Here is a 19,518-nt window from a genome sequence, read left to right on the forward strand (position 1 = left end):
AAAAGTATGCTGATGCTGTGGGGAGTAGCAGTAGCAGGGGAGTAGTGCTGAAAGAATCTATACCTATGGCTTAGGGACAAGCTGTTGCTGCAGGCCCTTTTCTTCTTCTGATATGTCCAGGCTATACCTTGTTGAGAGCTCATGTAACTGCTGGAATGTAGTCTTCAAAAAACTTTGGTGCGCTTCAGAATCGGGGTGGAAAGGTCTGTGGGCGATGGCGCGTCGCATTTTCTCCCACGCTTTCAGAAAACCCCTGAAGTCCTCGCTCAGGTAGGCATTTACAAACTTATCCCAAATGTAATCTTCCGCAACCTCCGTCGGGTGCACCATGTCACGGCCGTAGAAACGGTAGTCGCGCAGGTCGTCCATCATGATCTCATAAGCAGGAAAGTAGTGCGCCTGCTCGTGGTTGGTAGTAATGTCATGGCAAAGGAGCCGCAAAATGGATTTGCTGACGCTGTTTACCTCTATTGTCTCCTTGATGTGACGTACCGGACTGACAGTGAACAAGACGCGCAGCCCAGGGTTAAATTGCCTTAGCTCCTCTAAGGTATGTTCCATATCATTAAGCAGGGTGCTGAAGGAGAGGAGCTCGCGGCTAAACTCGCGGGCGGGAAGTTTATGACAATTGGCCACCACTGCTCCTGAATTCTGCAAACGATAGCCCACCGCCGTTCCGAGTGTTATGATCAACAGGCTGGCTTGCTGCAAGGAATTCCGGGTCAGGGAAAGTCGCTCGTCAATATTCTGTAATAGGGTTTCGCGTGAGGGGGAAGAGAGGGAAGAATGCAGGTCGTAGGCATACCAGATGCCGTTGTGCTGCACCAGCTTATCCGTTACGGTATGAGAACCACTAATTGCAGCCCGCAGCAGCTTACCTACAGAGAGCGGGTTAAAGATCGTTCCAAAAGGATTTACCAGTACCTGCGCCTTGTTTTCCTGCAGCCTCTGGCCAATTACTTCCGCAAAGCAGGAGCCAATGGTCACGATACCACTCGACAAACTCAGATCAATGCCACTGGCAGGTATGTGCAGTTCAGTCCGGAACATAAGTATAAGTATAGGTATAGGTATAGGTATAGGTATAGGTATAGGTATAAGTATAGGTATAGGTATAGGTATAGGTATAGCGCAAATTAACCGGAAGCAGTAAATAAAAAAAGCGCCCTGCTTTTAGGGCAGGGCGCTTTCTGTGCTTGGTAGCGGCTAAAATTACTCAGCTACTACGTTGAAGCGGATCTGATGCTTCACTTCTTTGTGCAGGCTCAGCGTGGCAGTGTATTCGCCAGCTGTTTTCACGTCCTGATCAAAAGAAATACGCTTGCGGTCTACATCGTGACCTTTAGCCTTCAGAGCCTCAGAAATCTGGTTGGTTGTAACAGAACCGAAGATCTTACCGGTCTCGCCTACTTTCGCAGGGATTTCCAGTGTGATATCACCGATTTTGTTTGCCAGTTCCTGCGCATCGTTCTGGATTTTCTCCAGTTTGTGGGCAGCCTGACGAACGTTCTCAGCTACAATTTTCTTGTTGGTTTTGTCAGCCAGCACTGCCAGTCCTTGTGGGATCAGGTAGTTACGGCCATATCCTGACTTTACAGTAACGATATCGTTCTTGTAACCAAGATTCTTAACGTCATCTTTAAGTATTACTTCCATGTTCGTTACCTCCTTATTTTAAAGAATCAGTTACATAAGGTAAGATAGCCAGGTGACGTGCGCGGGCAACAGCCTGGGCAACTTTACGCTGGAACTTCAGGCTGGTGCCTGTCAATCTTCTTGGAAGGATCTTGCCTTGCTCGTTTACAAACTTAAGCAGGAAGTTGCCATCCTTATAGTCGATATACTTGATACCGCTTTTCTTGAAGCGGCAGTATTTCTGACGATTTTCTTGCTTGTGTACTCTTTCGTTAACTAGGCTCATTATGCTTTAACCTCCTCTTTTTTAGCCTGTGATTTGAATTCACCTTTTCTTCTGCGCTCATTGTAAGCAATTGCGTGCTTATCAAGGGCAGTAGTTAAAAAGCGAACAACTTTTTCGTCGCGGCGATAAGCCAGCTCAAGCACATCAATTACAGTAGATGGAGCCTTAAACTCGATGAGGTGGTAGAAACCAGTAGATTTCTTCTGGATTGGGTAAGCAAGCTTACGTAGACCCCAGTTCTCTTCGTGGATAATGTCGGCGCTATTTTCCTTAAGCACCTGTCTGAACTTCTCGACCGTTTCCTGCATCTGCGTCTCGTTCAACAGAGGCGTCAGAATGAAGACCGTTTCGTAATTTTTTAATTCCATTTGGTTATGAGAATTTTTTGTTTTAGGGTGCAAATATAAGGCAATGATTCTGTTTTACAAAAACTTGCACTAAAATAAATGGATGATATCCAGGTCTAACTGCCTTACAGTCTCGGTACCGGATAGGCACTCGGCTAAAGATAACATCGGATTTACGATTTCATCTCTCAATCAGGCTTGTTCTATATATATAATAAGGTATACAAATCAGATGAAGAGGAGGGGTGAAGAAGCCAAAAAAACAGGGTGAAAATAAATAAATGCTAACGACAACAAAATCAGGTATTTATAAGTTCAAGAGTGAGTGCGCCGGGGTAGGCGGCTATAGCAAGAAAAAACAGGATAATTTTGTGCAGAAAGGGCATCGAATATTCGGTGTTATTTAGAATAATTTTAAATAAAATAGTTGATTCTGTTAAAATAATGCAGAAAATAGCCCATAAGTGATTGTACTTAATGGGATATTGTGTATAGGGGTAAAAATAAACATATAATATTTGATTAATGGGTTTCAGGTAGTAGATTTGTGCCCGTAAAGTAAATTCACCATTATACTAAACACAAGCGTCCTGGCTATGATTAGCTGTATACAAAGAGCAAAAACCAAATTCTTGATTGCCTTCTTGTTTGCCTTGGCGGCCTCTTTTGGAGTGTCGACTGCAGGCTACGCGCAAGGCGCAAGTCTGCCTGTAGATGATGCAGGTATTGTAAGTGCAGGCGAGTCCCTGTATAAGAACAACTGCGTGGTTTGCCACTCTGTTGGAAGCGATGTAGTAGTTGGTCCTGGCTTGAAAGGCGTCAATGAGCGTAGAGCGCAACCATGGCTGATCAGTTGGATCAAAAACTCGCAGGCTTTGATCGCTTCCGGCGACAAAGACGCAATCGCTGTCTACAATCAGTTCAACAAGCAGGCAATGCCATCTTTCAATTTCTCTGATGATGAAATTGTATCGATGCTGGCTTACATTAAGTCTGCAGAGGCTGCCGCTGCCGAAGCTCCTGCTGCTGGCGATGCTACAGCTGCTGCCCCAGGCGAGAATGTAGGTACTGATGCAGTTGGTGCAATTGGCGGATACCTGGATATAGTACTCGTTGTGCTTATTGTGGTGTTGATCGTGCTGGTTGTGACGCTGCTTTTGATCACATCGGTACTGAAAAACTACCTGAACAAGAATAAACAACTCGATGAGTACGACGCTGAAATAGTAAACCAGCGTTTCGACTTCTCCAAAATATATAAGTCTAAGGCTGTGCGCACACTGGTTGTGCTGATCTTTGTGATCGTGCTGGTGGACCTCACGCTTGATAAAGCAATGGGTGTAGGTATACAGCAGGGCTATGCGCCAACGCAGCCGATTGCTTTCTCGCACAAACTGCACGCCGGTGAACACCAGATCGACTGTAACTACTGCCACTCGACTGTGTACGAAAGCCGTAGCGCCAGCATTCCTTCAGCCAATATCTGTATGAACTGCCATAGTCAGATCAAAGCAGAGTCCCCTGAGATTCAGAAGATTTACAAAGCTATTGAGCGTAACAAGCCAATAGAATGGGTTCGTATCCACAACCTGCCTGACCTGGCTTACTTCAACCACGCACAGCACACACAGGTGGGTGGCGTAGAGTGCCAGACCTGCCACGGTCCTATCCAGGAAATGGAAGTAGTGTACCAGTACTCACCGCTCACCATGGGCTGGTGTATCGACTGTCACCGCGAGACTCCTCTTAACACAGAAGGAAATGCATATTATGATAACCTGGTGAAACTGCACGAGTCAACTACGAAGAGTGCCTTCACAGTGTCATCAAACGGTGGTGCGGAGTGTTCTAAGTGCCACTATTAATCAGTTATAATTAAGGGTTCGAGTTTTCTAGATATAACATGCAAGACAGAATAAAATACTGGAAAGGAATAGAGGAGCTTGATAATACTCCTGAATTCGCGAAGCACGCTCATAATGAGTTTCCAGAATTCCTGCCGATAAACGAAGCTAAAGGTGAGAGCGCGTCTACAGGTATGACAGCTCCCCGCAGAGACTTCCTGAAACTGTTAGGCTTTGGTCTGGCTGCCGCTACACTGGCTTCTTGTGAGGCTCCTGTAAGAAAGGCAATTCCATACCTGAACAAACCAGTTGACGTGGAACCAGGTGTGGCAAACTGGTATGCTTCTACTTACTTCAATAATGGCGACTTCAACAGCATTCTTGTTAAGACACGCGAAGGCCGTCCGATTAAAGTAGAGCCAAACCCTAGCTCCACACTTACTCCAATGGGTACGAGCCCGAAGGCACAGGCTTCTGTGTTAAGCCTGTACGATAACAACAGACTTCGTACGCCGCTTATTAAAGGCAAAGAAGCCAAGTGGGAGCAGGTTGACAGCGAAATCCGCTCAGCACTGGCAAAAGTAAACGGTAAAGTAGCTTTTGTTTCTTCTACTGTAATCAGCCCATCTACCAAGCAACTGATCAATGAGTTTGGTGCAGGACAAGCTAGCTTTGAACACGTAACCTATGACCCGAACTCGGCTTCTGCTCTGGTTGGTGCCAATGGTGGTGTTGTTCCTGGTTACGATTTCAGCAAAGCCAACATTATTGTAAGTATCAGCGCTGACTTCCTGGGAACATGGGTTGCTCCAATTCCATTTGCGAAGCAGTACATTCAAAATAGAAAAATCACGGCTGATAATGCGAACATGTCGCGCCACTACCAGTTTGAGACAATTATGTCGCTTACAGGTGCCAACGCTGACGTACGCGTTCCTATCAAACCATCTGAAGAGCTTGCCATCGTTACAGCCATTCACAATGGCCTGACAGGTCAGGGCGTAAATGCACCTGCCAATGTTGATAAGAAGGCGCTTGAGAATGCTATCAGAGACCTGCGTGCGAATAACGGACGTGCTTTGGTAGTTTCCGGGTCAAATGATGCAGCTGTACAAACGCTGGTAACGGCTATTAACAAATCTATCGGCGCAGAAGGCACTACCATTGATACAGCCTCTCCATACCTGGTGAAGCAGGGTAACGATGCCTCGATGCTGCGTCTGATCGAGGAAATGAACAACGGTAGCGTAGGAGCGGTGTTCTTCTACAACGCAAACCCTGTTTATGACCACCCACTTGCAGAACGCGTGAAGACTGGTTTGGCGAAAGTGGCCCTGAAAGTTTCATTTGCTGACAGAGTAGAAGAGACAGCAGCCCTGGTAGACTATGTTGCACCAGACAGCCACTACCTGGAGTCATGGAACGACTACGAACCGAAGAGAGGCTTCCTGAGCCTGGCACAGCCAGTGATCAGCCCAATCTTTATGACGCGTCAGGCACAGGACAGCCTGTTGGCCTGGAGCGGCAACAAAACGACTTTCTACGATTACATCCGCAATAACTGGAGAAAAGGCGCAGCAGGAACTGATGCGCAGTGGGAGAAGGTTGTGCACGATGGTGTACTGGAGAATGGAACCAGCATGCTGGCGCTTAGTCCGGCTTCTGCCAGCACTTCAGCAACAGATGGACTTGGTAGAGCTCCAAGAGCTGTTGCAGCAGGTAGCATAGAAGCTGTAATTTATGAAAAAGTAGGTATCGGTACAGGTTCAGAGTCCAACAACCCATGGTTGCAGGAAATGGCAGACCCGATCACGAAAGCAACCTGGGATAACTACATCACCATGCCACGCAAGATGGCTGAGGAGATGGGTGTTTCACAAGGTAATGTGCTGAAAGTAACTTATGCAAATGGCAAGACACTGGAGCTTCCAGCGCTGATTCAGCCTGGTCAGGCACAAGGTACAGTAGGTATAGCAATGGGCTATGGTCGTGAACTGGAGTCAATGCCAACTGCCAAAGGCCGTGGTGCAAATGCCTTCCCAATAGCTACTGTAGCTGACAATGGCATCTTGTTTACAGGCGCCGTACAATTAGAGAAAACAGGTTCTACTGTTGAGATTGCCCAGACACAAACGCACCATACTATCATGGATCGTATTGTGGTGCAGGAAAACACGCTGGCAAACTACAAAGCTAATCCGAAAGAAGTGACCACATATGTGCGTATCCCTACGCACGAAGGTCCTGCTAAACCAGCTGCCATCTCACTTTGGGATGACTACGAGTACAAAAACCACCACTGGGGTATGGTCGTTGACCTGAACTCATGTATCGGTTGCGGTGCTTGTACAGTAAGCTGCCAAGCAGAAAACAACATTCCGGTTGTCGGTAAAGAAGAAGTGCTGATGCGTCGTGAAATGCACTGGATGCGTATCGACCGCTACTACAGCGCGGTTGAGCACGAGGCGAAAGATTACAAAACCATGGAAGATCCGGCGGAGAATCCAAGCGTAATCTTCCAGCCTATGATGTGCCAGCACTGTAACCACGCTCCTTGTGAGACGGTTTGTCCGGTTGCTGCTACCATGCACAGTTCTGAAGGTCTGAACCAAATGGCTTACAACCGTTGCGTAGGAACGCGCTATTGCGCAAACAACTGCCCTTACAAAGTTCGTCGTTTCAACTGGTTCGCTTATTCTAATAACGATAAGTTCGACTTTAACATGAACAACGACTTGGGTAAAATGGTGTTGAACCCAGACGTAACTGTTCGTTCCAGAGGTGTAATGGAGAAATGCTCTTTCTGCGTACAGCGTATTCAGTTAGGCAAGCTCGAAGCGAAACGTGAAAGCAGAAGACCGGTTGATGGAGAGATTGTGACAGCCTGTGCGCAGTCATGCCCTACCAATGCGATCATCTTCGGTGACATGCTGGATCCGGAAAGCCGTATTTCTAAGACACTTGCCCGTGAAAAAGGTGAGCGTGCCTTCCACGTACTGGAAGAATTGAACGTACAGCCGAACGTGACGTACCTGACAAAAATTAGAAACTTAGCTTAATTTATAAATTAGATAGCGCTATGCAGCACGTATCTCCGATAAGAGAGCCTCTGGTAACGGGGGGTAAAACATACCACGATATCACCGAAGATGTCTGCAGACAGGTGGAGGCTAAGCCCAACATTCGTTGGGCAGCTGCCCTTGCTGTAGCTCTTGTAGGCCTGGCTATTTTCATCTACTCAACTTACCGCACCCTTTGGTATGGTATCGGTGAGTGGGGACTTAACAAAACAGTAGGTTGGGCATGGGACATCACCAACTTCGTTTGGTGGGTAGGTATCGGTCACGCCGGTACGCTGATCTCAGCCATCCTTCTCCTGTTCCGTCAGAAGTGGAGAACTTCTATTAACCGCGCAGCGGAAGCGATGACAATCTTCGCCGTAATCTGCGCCGCTATGTTCCCGGTTCTGCACATGGGCCGTCCTTGGCTGGCTTACTGGGTACTTCCATTGCCAAACACATTCGGTTCACTTTGGGTTAACTTTAACTCACCGCTCCTTTGGGACGTATTCGCGATCTCTACTTATTTCTCTGTATCACTAGTTTTCTGGTACATCGGTCTTATACCTGACTTTGCTACCATCCGTGACAGAGCAACAGGTCCAATTGCCCGCAGAGCTTACGCATTCCTTTCTTTTGGTTGGACTGGTTCCGCCAAAGCCTGGTCTCGTTACGAGACAGTATCCCTGATCCTGGCAGGTCTTGCAACACCACTGGTACTTTCTGTACACACAATCGTATCCATGGACTTTGCAACATCTGTTATCCCAGGCTGGCACACGACTATCTTCCCTCCATACTTTGTGGCTGGTGCGATCTTCTCTGGTTTCGCGATGGTACTGACGCTTATGATCATCACGCGTAAAGTATTCAAACTAGAAGATTACATCACACTGGAGCACGTGGAATCGATGAACAAGGTAATCATCCTGACGGGTTCTATTGTAGGTGTGGCTTATATCACAGAGTTTTTTATTGCTTGGTACTCAGGTGTGGAATACGAACAGTACGCCTTCATTAACCGCGCAACCGGACCTTACTGGTGGGCATACTGGGCAATGATGACTTGTAACGTAATTACGCCGCAGTTATTCTGGTTCAGAACTATCAGAAGAAGTCTAACCGCTACTTTCATCATCACGATCTTCGTGAACATTGGTATGTGGTTCGAACGTTTCGTAATTATCGTGACATCACTGCACAGAGACTTCCTGCCTTCTTCTTGGGCAATGTTCTCTCCAACCATTATTGACATTGGTATATATGTTGGAACGATCGGTCTGTTCTTCACCCTGTTCCTATTGTTTGCCAAGTTTTTCCCTGTAATAAACATGGCGGAGGTTAAAGCTATTCTGAAGTCATCTTCAGAAGTGAAGCACCACCCACATGGCACCATGCACGGTACTGATAAGGATTCGCACACTAATACACATCCATAGCAATGACTAAAAAATTCGTTCTAGGTATCTACGATGATGAGGATGTCCTGCTGCAGGCCATCGAGAACGTCCGGGCTGCCGGTACTAATATTTACGAAGTTTTTTCGCCGTACCCAATCCACGGAATCGATGATGTATTAGGTATAAAGCGTTCAAGACTTCCAATTGTAGCATTCTTCTGCGGTTTGTTCGGAACCTCCTTCGCACTCTGGATGCAGATCTGGATGCTGGGCTTCGACTGGCCAATGATTATCGGTGGTAAGCCGCACATTGCCTTGCCGGCATTTATTCCTGTGACGTTCGAACTTACTGTTCTTTGCGCAGCATTCGGGATGGTGATCACTTTCTTTATTGTCACAAAGCTGAAGCCTTCTTTTAAGGTGAATGTATTCGACAAGCGTTCTACAGACGATAAGTTCGTGATGGCAATCGAAGTAAAAGAAGGTGTAACAAACATGCCTGCCCTGAACGATCTGCTTCGCTCAAATGGTGCTATCGAAGTAAATGAGAAGGAGGTAATCAAATAATGAAAGGTCTACTAAATTTAGGTATTAAAGCCTCTGCCCTACTATTCTCAGGCGCCCTGCTTGTAGCCTGTAGCAATGAGAAAGATCCGGGTCTAGAGTATGCTCCAGACATGTATCACTCTATACCACTTGATCCGTACTCACAGGTAAAGGAAAACTTGTACAACCCGGGTGGCATGAACATGCGTGAGCCGGCTCCAGGTACAGTAGCACGTGGTAAAATGGGCTATAACATGTACTTGTCCAAGGACGAAGCTGAAGTTGCTGGTGTTGAGTTGAAAAACCCGCTGGAGTACAATGATCAGCACCTTGCCGAAGGCCAGGTATTGTATACACGATTCTGTGCCCCATGCCATGGTGATCAGGGTGACGGTCAAGGATTGGTAGGACAGAAGTTTAAGGGCGTACCTTCTTACTCAGCAGGTCGCGTTGCAGAACTTCCGGCTGGCCATATTTACCATGTAATTACAAACGGGCGTGGTCGTATGTTGCCGCACGGTTCGCAGGTAAACCCGACAGAGCGTTGGAAAATTGTCATGTATGTGCAGCAACTGCAGGGTGGTGAAGCGCCAGCCCCGGCAGCAGCAGATACTACATCAACAGGTACTACACCTACTAACTAAGTCTAAGGCATAATATCAAAAGGATAATGACAGAAGAAAGACTCATCATTTCCAGAAAAACGACTAACAAGTTTTTCTTGATGATAGCTATAGGTGTTGTGTTGCTTATAGCTGGTATAATCATAGCTGCCATGAGCAGTGGCGGCCATCACGCCGAAGGGCATGGTGAAGCGGCTGCTGCTGGGCATGAGGCTGCGCATTGGTCCAAAAGGCTCTACATGAACCTTTGGTTAAATAACGTTTATTTTACTGGTATTGCGTTGGTAGGCGTATTCTTTGTTGCCGTGCAATATGTGGCATACGCAGGATGGTCTGTTTTGATCAAGCGTATACCTGAAGCAATGGGTTACTACCTTCCGATAGGTGGCGCCGTGATGCTGATCACATTCCTGTTAGGTGGACACGATATTTTCCATTGGACACATGATTATCTCTATAACCAGTTCCTGGAAGATGGTGTAACGCCTAACCCTCAGTATGACCCAATCATAGCAGGAAAGGCACCATACCTTAACTTCTGGTTCTTTTTGATCAGAATGATAGCCTACTTTGTGCTATGGATCCTGTTCTTTAATTGGTTGAGAAGAAACTCTATCAGTGAAGACCTGCATGGAGGAACAGACTATTATCACAAGAGCATCAGAATCTCTGCGATGTTCCTCGTAGTATTCGGTGTAACTTCTTCTACATCTGCATGGGACTGGGTACTATCTATTGATACACACTGGTTCTCAACAATGTTCGGCTGGTATGTTTTCGCTAGCTGGTGGGTATCCGGCCTGTCGGTGATTACGTTGGCAGTGATTGTGTTAAAGCAAAATGGATACCTGAAGTTGGTTAATGCAAACCATTTACACGATCTGGGTAAATTTGTATTCGCTTTCTCCATTTTCTGGACATACATCTGGTTCTCCCAGTTCATGTTGATCTGGTACGCTAACATTCCGGAAGAATCTCTTTATTTTATTGAGCGTCTAGGCGGAAACGGTGGCCATTTTAAATGGATATTCTTCACTAATCTTTTGATAAATTTTGCTTTCCCTTTCCTTGTTTTGATGACAAGAGATGCAAAGCGTCAGATGATTATGTTGAAAATCGTTACGATTGCGATCCTCATCGGCCACTGGCTGGACTTCTACCTGATGATGATGCCGGGCACCATGCGTACAGATGCGGGTATCGGATTTATTGAGATTGGCACTACACTGATTTTCCTGGGGGTATATCTGATTACTTTCACAAAAGGCTTGACAAAAGCTTCTCTTGTGCCAGTAAACCACCCGTTCGTGGAAGAGAGTGTTCACCATCATGTTTAGTCATACTAAAAGCATTATACAATGATTACGTTAGCCATAGGTTTATCCATCGTTCTGTTACTAGTAATCCTGTTCCTGTTATTCAGGATCGGAACACTGGCCTCCATTTTCAGAGGATCGACACAGCGCGCTGTCGGAACCACCAAAACAAGTAACAAGGTAAACAGCTTTTTAATGCTCCTCTTCCTGATTGGTGGAGGTGCAGCTTTTGCCTGGTCCTTTGCTGATGCATGGGATGATATGAACCAGCCACTTGCATCTGTGCACGGTGGTTGGACTGATAGTCTTTTCTGGACTACCATGATTGTGATCGGTATTGTGTTTGTGATCACACAGATTCTTCTTTTCTGGTATTCTTACAAATACCAACATAAAGATGAGAAGCGTGCCTACTACTACCCTCACAATAACAAGCTGGAAATCGTTTGGACAATGATTCCTGCTGTAGTAATGGCCATTCTGGTATTTGCTGGTTGGAAGACCTGGGCAAACATCACAAGTGCTGCCCCTGCTGACGCTGTAGTAGTAGAAGTAATGGGCAAGCAGTTCAGCTGGCTTGTTCGCTACCCAGGCGCGGACGGTAAATTAGGTGAGGCCAATGTACACCTGATTGATGCTACAAATGAAATTGGGGTAGACTTCAGTGATCCTAATGCAATGGATGACTTTATGCCACGTGAAATTCACGTGCCAAAAGGTAAGCCGGTGCTGTTTAAGATCCGTTCACGGGATGTTATCCACAGTGTTTTCTTACCTCATTTCCGTGTTAAAATGGACGCTGTGCCAGGTATGCCAACTAAATTCTGGTTTGTGCCAACCAAGACTACAGCTGAGATGCGCACTGAGACTGGAAACTCTGAATTTAACTATGAAATGGCCTGTACCGAAATTTGTGGACGTGGTCACTTTGCAATGCGTTTTATCTTAGTAGTCGACGAGCCTGAGGAATATGAGGAGTGGTTAGCTTCCCAAACGCCTTTCATCGAGCAAAATCCACAGCTTCTTACAAAGTTCACGAATGATTCAAAGGATCAGGTTGTGCTGGAGAAGAGTGCAGAAGAAGTAAAAACAGAGTTGTAGCAATAAATAAAATCAACAATGTCGAGTACAGATATCTCTCTAAATAAGGATGTACATCACGCTCATGACGAGCATGATCATCATCACGATCAAAACTTCTTTGAGAAGTACATCTTTAGCCAGGACCATAAAGTAATTGCAAAACAGTTCCTTTTTGCAGGTATCTTCTGGGGTTTCATAGGTGGCTTCCTCTCTATTATCTTCCGTTTACAACTTGGGTGGCCAGAAGCTACTTTTACGTTCCTGGAGCCAATTCTGGGTAATTGGATTGTGAATGGTAAACTAGATCCAGAATTTTACCTGGCACTGGTAACCATGCATGGAACAATCATGGTGTTCTTTGTACTAACAGCTGGACTTAGCGGTACATTTAGTAACTTCTTGATCCCATTGCAGATCGGTGCCCGTGATATGGCATCCGGCTTCATGAACATGCTCTCCTTCTGGGTTTTCTTCCTGGCGAGTGTAGTTATGTTTACGTCACTGTTCATTGAAACAGGCCCTGCAGGGGGTGGTTGGACAGTATATCCTCCTCTAAGTGCTCTTCCACAAGCAATCTCAGGCTCCGGTTTGGGTATGACACTGTGGTTGATCAGTATGGCGCTATTTATCGTGTCTCAGTTGCTGGGTGGTGTAAACTACATTACTACAGTAATTAACCTGAGAACAAAAGGCATGTCGATGACGAAGCTGCCTTTGACTATCTGGTCATTCTTCCTGACAGCTATCCTGGGTCTACTTTCTTTCCCGGTACTATTGTCAGCTGCATTGCTTCTGATTTTTGACCGTAGCTTCGGTACAAGCTTCTTCCTTTCTGATATCTATATCGCTGGTGAGGCTCTTGCAAACACTGGTGGTAGCGCTATCCTGTTCCAGCACTTGTTCTGGTTCCTTGGTCACCCGGAGGTATACATCGTAATCCTTCCAACATTCGGTATTGTATCTGAAGTAATTGCCACAAACTCTCGAAAGCCGATCTTCGGTTACAGAGCCATGATCGGTTCAATGCTGGGTATCTCCTTGCTATCTTTCGTAGTATGGGCTCACCACATGTTCGTGACAGGTATGAACCCGTTCCTTGGATCAGTTTTCATGTTCCTGACACTCATTATTGCGGTACCATCTGCAGTTAAAGTGTTTAACTGGTTGGCAACTCTTTGGAGAGGTAACATCCGTTTCACTACGGCCATGATGTACGCGGTCGCTTTCGTATCGCTTTTCATCTCGGGTGGTTTGACTGGTATCATCCTTGGTAACTCGGCACTGGATATTCAGTTGCACGATACATACTTTGTAATTGCTCACTTCCACCTTGTAATGGGTGCTGCAGCATTCTTTGGTATGTTCTGCGGTATTTACCACTGGTTCCCTAAGATGTTCGGTCGCATGATGGACGAGAAGCTAGGATTTATTCACTTCTGGTTGACGTTCCTTTCTGCTTACCTGGTGTTCATGCCAATGCACTACATCGGTATTGCTGGTTTCCCAAGAAGGTATTACTCCTGGACAGGTTTTGATGCATTCAACACATTTACTGATCTGAACAGCTTTATCAGTATTGCAGCAATTCTTGGTTTCACTGCGCAGTTGATCTTCTTATTCAACTTCATCTACAGTATCTTCAAAGGACGTCGTGCTACTGCTAACCCTTGGCACTCAAACACACTGGAGTGGACAACTCCTGTTAACCCAGGACACGGTAACTGGCCAGGTGAGATTCCAACTGTTTACAGATGGCCTTACGATTATAGCAAGCCAGGTGCTCCTGAGGATTACATACCACAGAACGTACCTTTCTCTCAGACGCAGTCGTCAAATCTGCCTTACGAGAGGGACTTAGAATAGCTTAAATGATAGATAAATCTTTTCCATACAAAAGGTTTAGAAATATTGGGGTACTTACAGTATTAGCTGTATACTTTCTAATATTAGTTGGAGGAATCGTGCGGAGCACGGGCTCAGGAATGGGATGTCCGGACTGGCCCAAGTGTTTCGGCAGTTGGGTTCCTCCAACTGATATTAGCCAATTACCAGATGACTATCTGGAAGTCTACAAGGAAAAACGTGTAATTAAAAATCAGAAACTAGCAGGGTTTTTAGATAAGATAGGTTTTGAAATAGTAGCTGGTCAGTTGCGCGATCACCCGCTGCAGCACATTGAAACAGATTTTAATGTGACGAAGACGTGGATAGAGTATATCAATCGTCTGGTAGGAGTGGTGATCGGGATATTTATTTTCCTGACAGTGCTTTATGCTATACCTTACTTAAAAACTGACAAGTCTGTATTCTATCTTTCACTATTCAGTTTTGTTTTAGTTGGGTTTCAAGGTTGGTTAGGTTCTATTGTGGTATCTACTAACCTTCTCCCTGTTACTATTACAATTCATATGGCACTAGCCCTTGTGATTGTAGCCTTACTGCAGTATGCGGTTATTCGTTCGCAGGCTGCTTTTATTGCACCACGATTTGAGGCTTCTAACCAACTGTTTTTTATCATCGGACTGGTAGCTGCTGCTACTTTTGCTCAGATACTGATAGGAACACAGGTTCGTGAGGAAGTGGATATCGTTGCATTTGAAATGAATGGAAGTAATAGAGACCTATGGGTGGATCAGCTTGGGCTGAGTTTTAATATCCATCGCTCTTTTTCTATCCTGTTACTGGCAATGCACGTTTATATGGCATTTTTGCTCTATAAGCTAAAAGATCGTCAGTTGAATATGATGACGAACTGGATGATGGTGCTGCTCTTTGCTGAGATCGCATTTGGTGTAATTATGGCTTACTTTGCTATACCTGCGTTCTTGCAACCATTGCACCTAACGATAGCTACCTTGCTATTCGGAGTTCAGTTCTTGATATTGACTTATTATTACTACGCTTGTAAGAAGGCGGTTAAAAAACCGGTAGTGGTTCTTAACTAATGATTACAGATAGATCAGAATCGGTATTGTCTATGGCCAATTTGGCACAAAAGGCATCAGCATATTTTAAACTTCTGAAGTTTAGACTAAGTTTTACAGTAGCTTTTTCAAGTGCTATAGGCTATATACTTGGACATCCGGGTGGAAGTTGGATTCAGATAGCTTTAGTGATGCTAGGCGGGTTAATGGTTACAGGCGCGGCCAATATCGTGAACCAAATCCTAGAGAAGGACCTAGACAAATTAATGAAGCGCACCGCAAACAGGCCGCTTCCAACTAGCACGCTAAGCGTGAGTGAGGCCGCCATTTATGGTGTTATCCTAGGAGTTGGTGGTTTGTTTATTCTGGGTAGCTTCTTTAATACGCTCACAGCAGCCATTGCCTTAGTGTCACTCATACTTTATGGGTTTATCTACACGCCACTGAAGCGTATAAGCCCAATCAATGTTTTTGTTGGAGCCATACCTGGTGCATTACCTCCTCTGATCGGCTGGGTAGCTGCTACAGGTGTAGTAGGTGTCGAAGCCTGGATTCTTTTCGGCATACAGTTTATCTGGCAGTTCCCGCATTTCTGGGCGATTGCATGGGTATTGGATGAAGATTATAAAAGAGCAGGCTTCAAAATGCTTCCTATGGAAGGGGGCAAAAACCTGAAAACGGCTTTTCAGATCATGATCTATACCTTGGTGCTGATTCCACTTAGCTTGCTGCCTCTGCAGTTTGGTATGACAGGCTCCACCTCTGCATTGATTGCTGTAATTTGTGGTGTCTTGTTTCTAGCCCAAACATTTCATTTGATGCGCACTTGCACCAACAAAGCAGCTATGAACATTATGTTCGGGTCGTTTTTGTATTTGCCTATCGTGCAGATAGCTTTTGTTTTAGATAAAATTTAGAATATGGATATGGTTGCCAAATCATTGGGAGAGGAGAACAACACAGGAGGGATACATCCATTAAAATTCACCCTGACGTTGCTTATTATTAGTATAATTATGATGTTTGCAGCCTTTACGAGCGCATATTTGGTGCGTCGTGCAGAAGGCAACTGGTTAGAGTTCGATCTGCCAAACATTCTGCTGATTAATACTGTAATCATCGCTCTGAGCAGCGTGACGATGCAGCTTGCTCATAACGCTGCGGCTCAGGACAATATAGCCCGACTGCGACTCCTGTTGTACTTAACTTTCGGATTAGGCATCGCCTTTCTGATTGGTCAGTGGAATGGCTGGGCTGAATTAGTCAGCAATAATGTGTACTTCGGGGGAGAAGCAAGTAACCCTTCAGGTTCATTTATGTATGTATTAACAGGTGTACATGGTTTTCACCTGATCACTGGTCTCATCTATGTGGCAGTGGTAATAATATCAAGTCTACGTTACAATGTTCACTCGAAAAGTATGCTGCGTATACAGTTATGCACCATTTACTGGCACTTTCTGGGTGGCCTTTGGCTATACTTGTATATATTTTTGAGATTAAATCACTAAACACGTTTTTTTCAATACTAAACTATGTCTACATCAACTACGCTGGAAGAACCTAAAACAGGTACATGGGACGGTGGCAATGAACCACTCAAAGCGAGCTATGGAAAACTCATGATGTGGTTTTTCCTGCTCTCTGACGCATTTACTTTTGGTGCATTCCTGATCGTTTATGGTTTGTCGCGTCACAGTCACCTGCCTTACACAGGCCGTCCAGAAGACTTTCAATTCTCTACTGAATGGTGGCCTATACCTGAGAAAGTGTTCAATGCTTTCCCTGGTTTCCATGGTGTAGATCTGCCATTGGCTTTCGTGGCATTGATGACCATGATCCTCATTCTGAGTTCTGTAACAATGGTACTGGCCGTAGAAGCTGGTCACCGTATGGACAAAAATGATGTTCAGAAATGGTTGCTTTGGACAATCTTATTTGGTGGTACTTTCCTCGGCTGCCAAGCCTGGGAGTGGACACACTTTATAACCGGTACTGATGAAGGCATGCTTATGGCTGACGGTACAAGAGTATTTGGTGCCAACATGGTCATGAACCAATACGGCCCTCCATTGTTTGCCAATCTATTCTTCTTTATCACAGGATTCCATGGTTTCCACGTAACAGTAGGATGGATACTCCTGGTGATTGCTTTCATAAGCACTGTTAATGGGGTATACCACAAGCGTGGACACTACGAGATGGTGGAAAAGATCGGTCTGTACTGGCACTTTGTAGACTTGGTATGGGTATTCGTATTTACTTTCTTCTACCTGATCTAATTAATAAGTCAAACTTTAAAACAGATGCAGTATCCGTGAAATATCGGATACTGCCTTATAAAAATAAAGCATACTATGGCAGCTCACTCGGATCACTCCAACGATTTTCACCAGACAGGTGAAATACCTAAAGCGCAGACAAAGGTTATCTGGAAAACGTTTTTTATCCTGGTAGCTTTGACAGCGGTTGAGTTTCTTTTCGCTTTTACAATGGATGCAGGTACACTTCGTAATGCTATCTTCATTGTGTTGACCATTTTTAAAGCATTCTACATTGTTGCGGAGTTTATGCACTTAAAGCATGAAGCGAAGGCTCTAATCTGGTCTATCATTATACCTCTAGCCCTTATGATCTGGCTTATGGTAGCACTTATATCGGAAGGTAGCTACTACTTCGATTCAATTAGAAATTACTTCAACTAAGTACACTGATTATGAGTAATTCAAAGGCACTAATATTAGGGATCCTACTATTAGTGCCTCTTCTTATTTTTATATTTATCGGTAGCTTTGGTGAACACCATTACACGCTCCCTAAATATTTCCCCCAAGTAACTGCTACAGGCGATGTCGTGCGTGATGCCCAAGGTGATACACTCTTCAAACAGGTGCCAGTTTTTAAATTTACTTCACAGCAAGGGCAGCAAGTTTCTCAGCAGGAGTTGGATGGTAATATCTATGTAGCAGATTTCTTCTTTGCGACCTGTCCTGATATTTGCAAAGCCATGTCTTCGCAGATGGTACGTGTACAGGAAGCCTTTCAGGATGAAGAGCAGGTTAAATTGGTTTCCTTTACCGTTAACCCGGAACATGACACTCCAGAAGTACTAAGTGAGTATGGCGAACGCTACGGTGCTAATCCTTCGAAGTGGTATTTCCTGACGGGAGACCGTACCAAGATTTACGACTTAGCTCAGCAGGGTTTCTACTTGCCGGTTATGAAAGTTGAAGGCCAGCAGGATTTTATTCACAGCGAAAAATTTATGTTGGTGGATAAGGACAGGTATGTGAGAGGTATCTATGATGGTACTGATAAAGAGGACGTGGACCGCCTGATAATTGAAATAAAAGTTCTTTTAGATGAATACAGCAAATCAAAATAGCCCTGATGCCGGCAACGACAAAAAATTCCTGGTACTGATTGCTATTTTGTCCATTGTCATTCCAGTAGTTGTAGCCATGCTTTTCTTTATGCCGAAAGAGGGCTCCAGTACAGTAGATGTATCTTTTCTGCCGACTTTGCACGCTACTCTCAATTCCTTGACTGCCTGTGCCCTGGTTATTGGTTATTATAACATCCGGAAAGGCAATAGAATAGCTCACCGTAATGCCATGGCAACTGCTTTTGGGCTTTCTGCTATTTTCCTGGTTTCTTATGTAACCTACCATTTCCTGGGAGAGCGCACTATTTATGGGGGTGACGGCTTCTTGAAGTTGTTTTACTATTTTATTCTACTGACACATATTGTATTGGCTGTGGTAATTGTACCGTTGGTGCTCCTTTCCATGTACTTTGCCTTATCAGAGCAATTTGTTCGTCACCGTCGTATATCAAAGTGGACTTTCCCGATCTGGCTTTATGTGGCCGTGACCGGTGTGCTTGTTTATTTGTTGATTTCGCCGTATTATAGTTAGAAGCAGAAACATTAAACGCTTATTTTATGATGATGAAGCGCCAATTATTCAGAATATTTTTTGCAGGCCTGATGATGCTTACGCTGAGTCTGGTGTCAACAGAGGCTTATAGCCAATGTGCCATGTGCCGTGCAACAGTAGAATCTAACGTTGGTACCGGACGTGCAGACTCTGATTCACAAGTAGGTTCAGGTTTGAATACCGGTATCCTATACCTGATGCTGATTCCTTATGTGCTGGTAGGCACAGTAGGTTTTCTATGGTATAAAAGCAACCGCCAGAAAAAGGCAAAAATAGCCTAACCTGATACTTTCTTTATAGTTGCCTGGTCATATTGGTGATGCACTAATTATCAGGGAATCATCTTTTTTAAAAACCACATGCAGGCGTAACATCCGGCATGTGGTTTTATTTTTAATGAATCTCAAAATTCTGGAGTGGATTTTGATGCATTCTGATCATGGAATTTATACGAATTCCGGAATCAAACATGTCCTAGGGCTGTTGCTTACATTTTAGCTGCCTATAAGTCATGCTCT

20 protein-coding genes are annotated in these 19,518 nt (G+C 44.9%); 16 read left to right on the forward strand and 4 right to left on the reverse strand.

From position 1 onward, the window contains the following. Window positions 1–63 precede the first annotated feature (63 nt). From K3G39_RS08095 to rpsF, 4 genes are all read right to left on the reverse strand, one after another. Window positions 64–1,050 (reverse strand): GSCFA domain-containing protein, encoded by a 987-nt coding sequence (locus tag K3G39_RS08095; protein ID WP_220625683.1) that lies wholly within the window; start codon window positions 1,048–1,050, stop codon window positions 64–66. Between the two features lie 162 nt (window positions 1,051–1,212). Next, window positions 1,213–1,656 carry a 50S ribosomal protein L9 gene (rplI, locus tag K3G39_RS08100; RefSeq protein ID WP_220625684.1) on the reverse strand — a complete coding sequence of 148 codons (444 nt, stop codon included), beginning with the start codon at window positions 1,654–1,656 and terminating at the stop codon, window positions 1,213–1,215. 13 nt (window positions 1,657–1,669) lie between these two features. Then, window positions 1,670–1,921 (reverse strand): 30S ribosomal protein S18, encoded by a 252-nt coding sequence (rpsR, locus tag K3G39_RS08105; protein WP_068838643.1) that lies wholly within the window; start codon window positions 1,919–1,921, stop codon window positions 1,670–1,672. Next, window positions 1,921–2,289: a 30S ribosomal protein S6 gene (rpsF, locus tag K3G39_RS08110; RefSeq protein ID WP_220625685.1), complete on the reverse strand. Its 369-nt coding sequence runs from the start codon at window positions 2,287–2,289 to the stop codon at window positions 1,921–1,923. Before rpsF ends, rpsR begins: the two co-directional genes overlap by 1 nt. A gap of 611 nt (window positions 2,290–2,900) precedes the next feature. Between rpsF and K3G39_RS08115 the strand changes: the two genes are divergently transcribed. From K3G39_RS08115 to K3G39_RS08190, 16 genes are all read left to right on the forward strand, one after another. Next, window positions 2,901–4,133 (forward strand): c-type cytochrome, encoded by a 1,233-nt coding sequence (locus tag K3G39_RS08115; protein ID WP_220625686.1) that lies wholly within the window; start codon window positions 2,901–2,903, stop codon window positions 4,131–4,133. Window positions 4,134–4,171: 38 nt separating this feature from the next. Continuing rightward, on the forward strand, window positions 4,172–7,171 hold the full coding sequence (locus tag K3G39_RS08120) for a TAT-variant-translocated molybdopterin oxidoreductase (protein ID WP_220625687.1): 3,000 nt from the start codon (window positions 4,172–4,174) through the stop codon (window positions 7,169–7,171). A 20-nt stretch (window positions 7,172–7,191) separates the two neighbouring features. Continuing rightward, complete coding sequence (gene nrfD / locus K3G39_RS08125) at window positions 7,192–8,610, forward strand: NrfD/PsrC family molybdoenzyme membrane anchor subunit (RefSeq protein ID WP_220625688.1); 1,419 nt, start codon at window positions 7,192–7,194, stop codon at window positions 8,608–8,610. A 2-nt stretch (window positions 8,611–8,612) separates the two neighbouring features. After that, on the forward strand, window positions 8,613–9,137 hold the full coding sequence (locus K3G39_RS08130; RefSeq protein WP_220625689.1) for a DUF3341 domain-containing protein: 525 nt from the start codon (window positions 8,613–8,615) through the stop codon (window positions 9,135–9,137). Beyond that, complete coding sequence (locus K3G39_RS08135) at window positions 9,137–9,760, forward strand: cytochrome c (protein ID WP_220625690.1); 624 nt, start codon at window positions 9,137–9,139, stop codon at window positions 9,758–9,760. The genes K3G39_RS08130 and K3G39_RS08135 overlap by 1 nt, the downstream gene beginning before the upstream one ends. A gap of 26 nt (window positions 9,761–9,786) precedes the next feature. After that, complete coding sequence (locus tag K3G39_RS08140) at window positions 9,787–11,076, forward strand: quinol:cytochrome C oxidoreductase (RefSeq protein WP_220625691.1); 1,290 nt, start codon at window positions 9,787–9,789, stop codon at window positions 11,074–11,076. Window positions 11,077–11,097: 21 nt separating this feature from the next. Continuing rightward, window positions 11,098–12,156 (forward strand): cytochrome c oxidase subunit II, encoded by a 1,059-nt coding sequence (locus K3G39_RS08145; RefSeq protein ID WP_220625692.1) that lies wholly within the window; start codon window positions 11,098–11,100, stop codon window positions 12,154–12,156. 18 nt (window positions 12,157–12,174) lie between these two features. Beyond that, a complete protein-coding gene (locus K3G39_RS08150; protein ID WP_220625693.1) occupies window positions 12,175–14,001 on the forward strand; it encodes a cbb3-type cytochrome c oxidase subunit I in 1,827 nt (608 codons plus the stop codon). 5 nt (window positions 14,002–14,006) lie between these two features. Continuing rightward, the gene (locus K3G39_RS08155; protein ID WP_220625694.1) at window positions 14,007–15,083 is read left to right on the forward strand and encodes a heme A synthase; all 1,077 of its coding nucleotides are present in this window, start codon (window positions 14,007–14,009) and stop codon (window positions 15,081–15,083) included. Continuing rightward, window positions 15,083–15,979, forward strand: a complete 897-nt coding sequence (cyoE, locus tag K3G39_RS08160) for a heme o synthase (RefSeq protein ID WP_220625695.1) — start codon at window positions 15,083–15,085, stop codon at window positions 15,977–15,979. The genes K3G39_RS08155 and cyoE overlap by 1 nt, the downstream gene beginning before the upstream one ends. Window positions 15,980–15,982: 3 nt before the next feature. After that, window positions 15,983–16,573, forward strand: coding sequence for a cytochrome c oxidase subunit 3 (locus K3G39_RS08165; RefSeq protein WP_220625696.1), 591 nt, complete (start codon window positions 15,983–15,985; stop codon window positions 16,571–16,573). Between the two features lie 24 nt (window positions 16,574–16,597). Beyond that, on the forward strand, window positions 16,598–17,344 hold the full coding sequence (locus K3G39_RS08170; protein ID WP_220625697.1) for a cytochrome c oxidase subunit 3: 747 nt from the start codon (window positions 16,598–16,600) through the stop codon (window positions 17,342–17,344). A 75-nt stretch (window positions 17,345–17,419) separates the two neighbouring features. Then, window positions 17,420–17,767, forward strand: a complete 348-nt coding sequence (locus K3G39_RS08175) for a cytochrome C oxidase subunit IV family protein (protein ID WP_220625698.1) — start codon at window positions 17,420–17,422, stop codon at window positions 17,765–17,767. A gap of 11 nt (window positions 17,768–17,778) precedes the next feature. Next, entirely contained in the window at window positions 17,779–18,447 is a 669-nt protein-coding gene (locus K3G39_RS08180; RefSeq protein ID WP_220625699.1) for an SCO family protein, read from the forward strand. Beyond that, window positions 18,425–18,979 carry a DUF420 domain-containing protein gene (locus K3G39_RS08185; RefSeq protein WP_220625700.1) on the forward strand — a complete coding sequence of 185 codons (555 nt, stop codon included), beginning with the start codon at window positions 18,425–18,427 and terminating at the stop codon, window positions 18,977–18,979. Before K3G39_RS08180 ends, K3G39_RS08185 begins: the two co-directional genes overlap by 23 nt. 26 nt (window positions 18,980–19,005) lie before the next feature. Continuing rightward, on the forward strand, window positions 19,006–19,281 hold the full coding sequence (locus tag K3G39_RS08190; protein ID WP_220625701.1) for a hypothetical protein: 276 nt from the start codon (window positions 19,006–19,008) through the stop codon (window positions 19,279–19,281). Window positions 19,282–19,518 lie beyond the last annotated feature (237 nt).

The organism is Pontibacter sp. HSC-14F20 (assembly GCF_019599265.1).
Classification (GTDB): domain Bacteria; phylum Bacteroidota; class Bacteroidia; order Cytophagales; family Hymenobacteraceae; genus Pontibacter.

Bases quoted from the DNA above. Each gene is read 5' to 3' on its own strand.
- rplI (WP_220625684.1), bottom strand. From the start codon at position 1,656: ATGGAAGTAATACTTAAAGATGACGTTAAGAATCTTGGTTACAAGAAC.
- rpsR (WP_068838643.1), bottom strand. From the start codon at position 1,921: ATGAGCCTAGTTAACGAAAGAGTACACAAGCAAGAAAATCGTCAGAAA.
- K3G39_RS08130 (WP_220625689.1), top strand. From the start codon at position 8,613: ATGACTAAAAAATTCGTTCTAGGTATCTACGATGATGAGGATGTCCTG.
- K3G39_RS08175 (WP_220625698.1), top strand. From the start codon at position 17,420: ATGGCAGCTCACTCGGATCACTCCAACGATTTTCACCAGACAGGTGAA.
- K3G39_RS08135 (WP_220625690.1), top strand. From the start codon at position 9,137: ATGAAAGGTCTACTAAATTTAGGTATTAAAGCCTCTGCCCTACTATTC.
- K3G39_RS08140 (WP_220625691.1), top strand. From the start codon at position 9,787: ATGACAGAAGAAAGACTCATCATTTCCAGAAAAACGACTAACAAGTTT.
- K3G39_RS08185 (WP_220625700.1), top strand. From the start codon at position 18,425: ATGAATACAGCAAATCAAAATAGCCCTGATGCCGGCAACGACAAAAAA.
- K3G39_RS08120 (WP_220625687.1), top strand. From the start codon at position 4,172: ATGCAAGACAGAATAAAATACTGGAAAGGAATAGAGGAGCTTGATAAT.
- cyoE (WP_220625695.1), top strand. From the start codon at position 15,083: ATGATTACAGATAGATCAGAATCGGTATTGTCTATGGCCAATTTGGCA.
- K3G39_RS08190 (WP_220625701.1), top strand. From the start codon at position 19,006: ATGATGATGAAGCGCCAATTATTCAGAATATTTTTTGCAGGCCTGATG.
- K3G39_RS08145 (WP_220625692.1), top strand. From the start codon at position 11,098: ATGATTACGTTAGCCATAGGTTTATCCATCGTTCTGTTACTAGTAATC.
- K3G39_RS08155 (WP_220625694.1), top strand. From the start codon at position 14,007: ATGATAGATAAATCTTTTCCATACAAAAGGTTTAGAAATATTGGGGTA.
- K3G39_RS08180 (WP_220625699.1), top strand. From the start codon at position 17,779: ATGAGTAATTCAAAGGCACTAATATTAGGGATCCTACTATTAGTGCCT.
- rpsF (WP_220625685.1), bottom strand. From the start codon at position 2,289: ATGGAATTAAAAAATTACGAAACGGTCTTCATTCTGACGCCTCTGTTG.
- K3G39_RS08170 (WP_220625697.1), top strand. From the start codon at position 16,598: ATGTCTACATCAACTACGCTGGAAGAACCTAAAACAGGTACATGGGAC.
- nrfD (WP_220625688.1), top strand. From the start codon at position 7,192: ATGCAGCACGTATCTCCGATAAGAGAGCCTCTGGTAACGGGGGGTAAA.
- K3G39_RS08095 (WP_220625683.1), bottom strand. From the start codon at position 1,050: ATGTTCCGGACTGAACTGCACATACCTGCCAGTGGCATTGATCTGAGT.
- K3G39_RS08165 (WP_220625696.1), top strand. From the start codon at position 15,983: ATGGATATGGTTGCCAAATCATTGGGAGAGGAGAACAACACAGGAGGG.
- K3G39_RS08150 (WP_220625693.1), top strand. From the start codon at position 12,175: ATGTCGAGTACAGATATCTCTCTAAATAAGGATGTACATCACGCTCAT.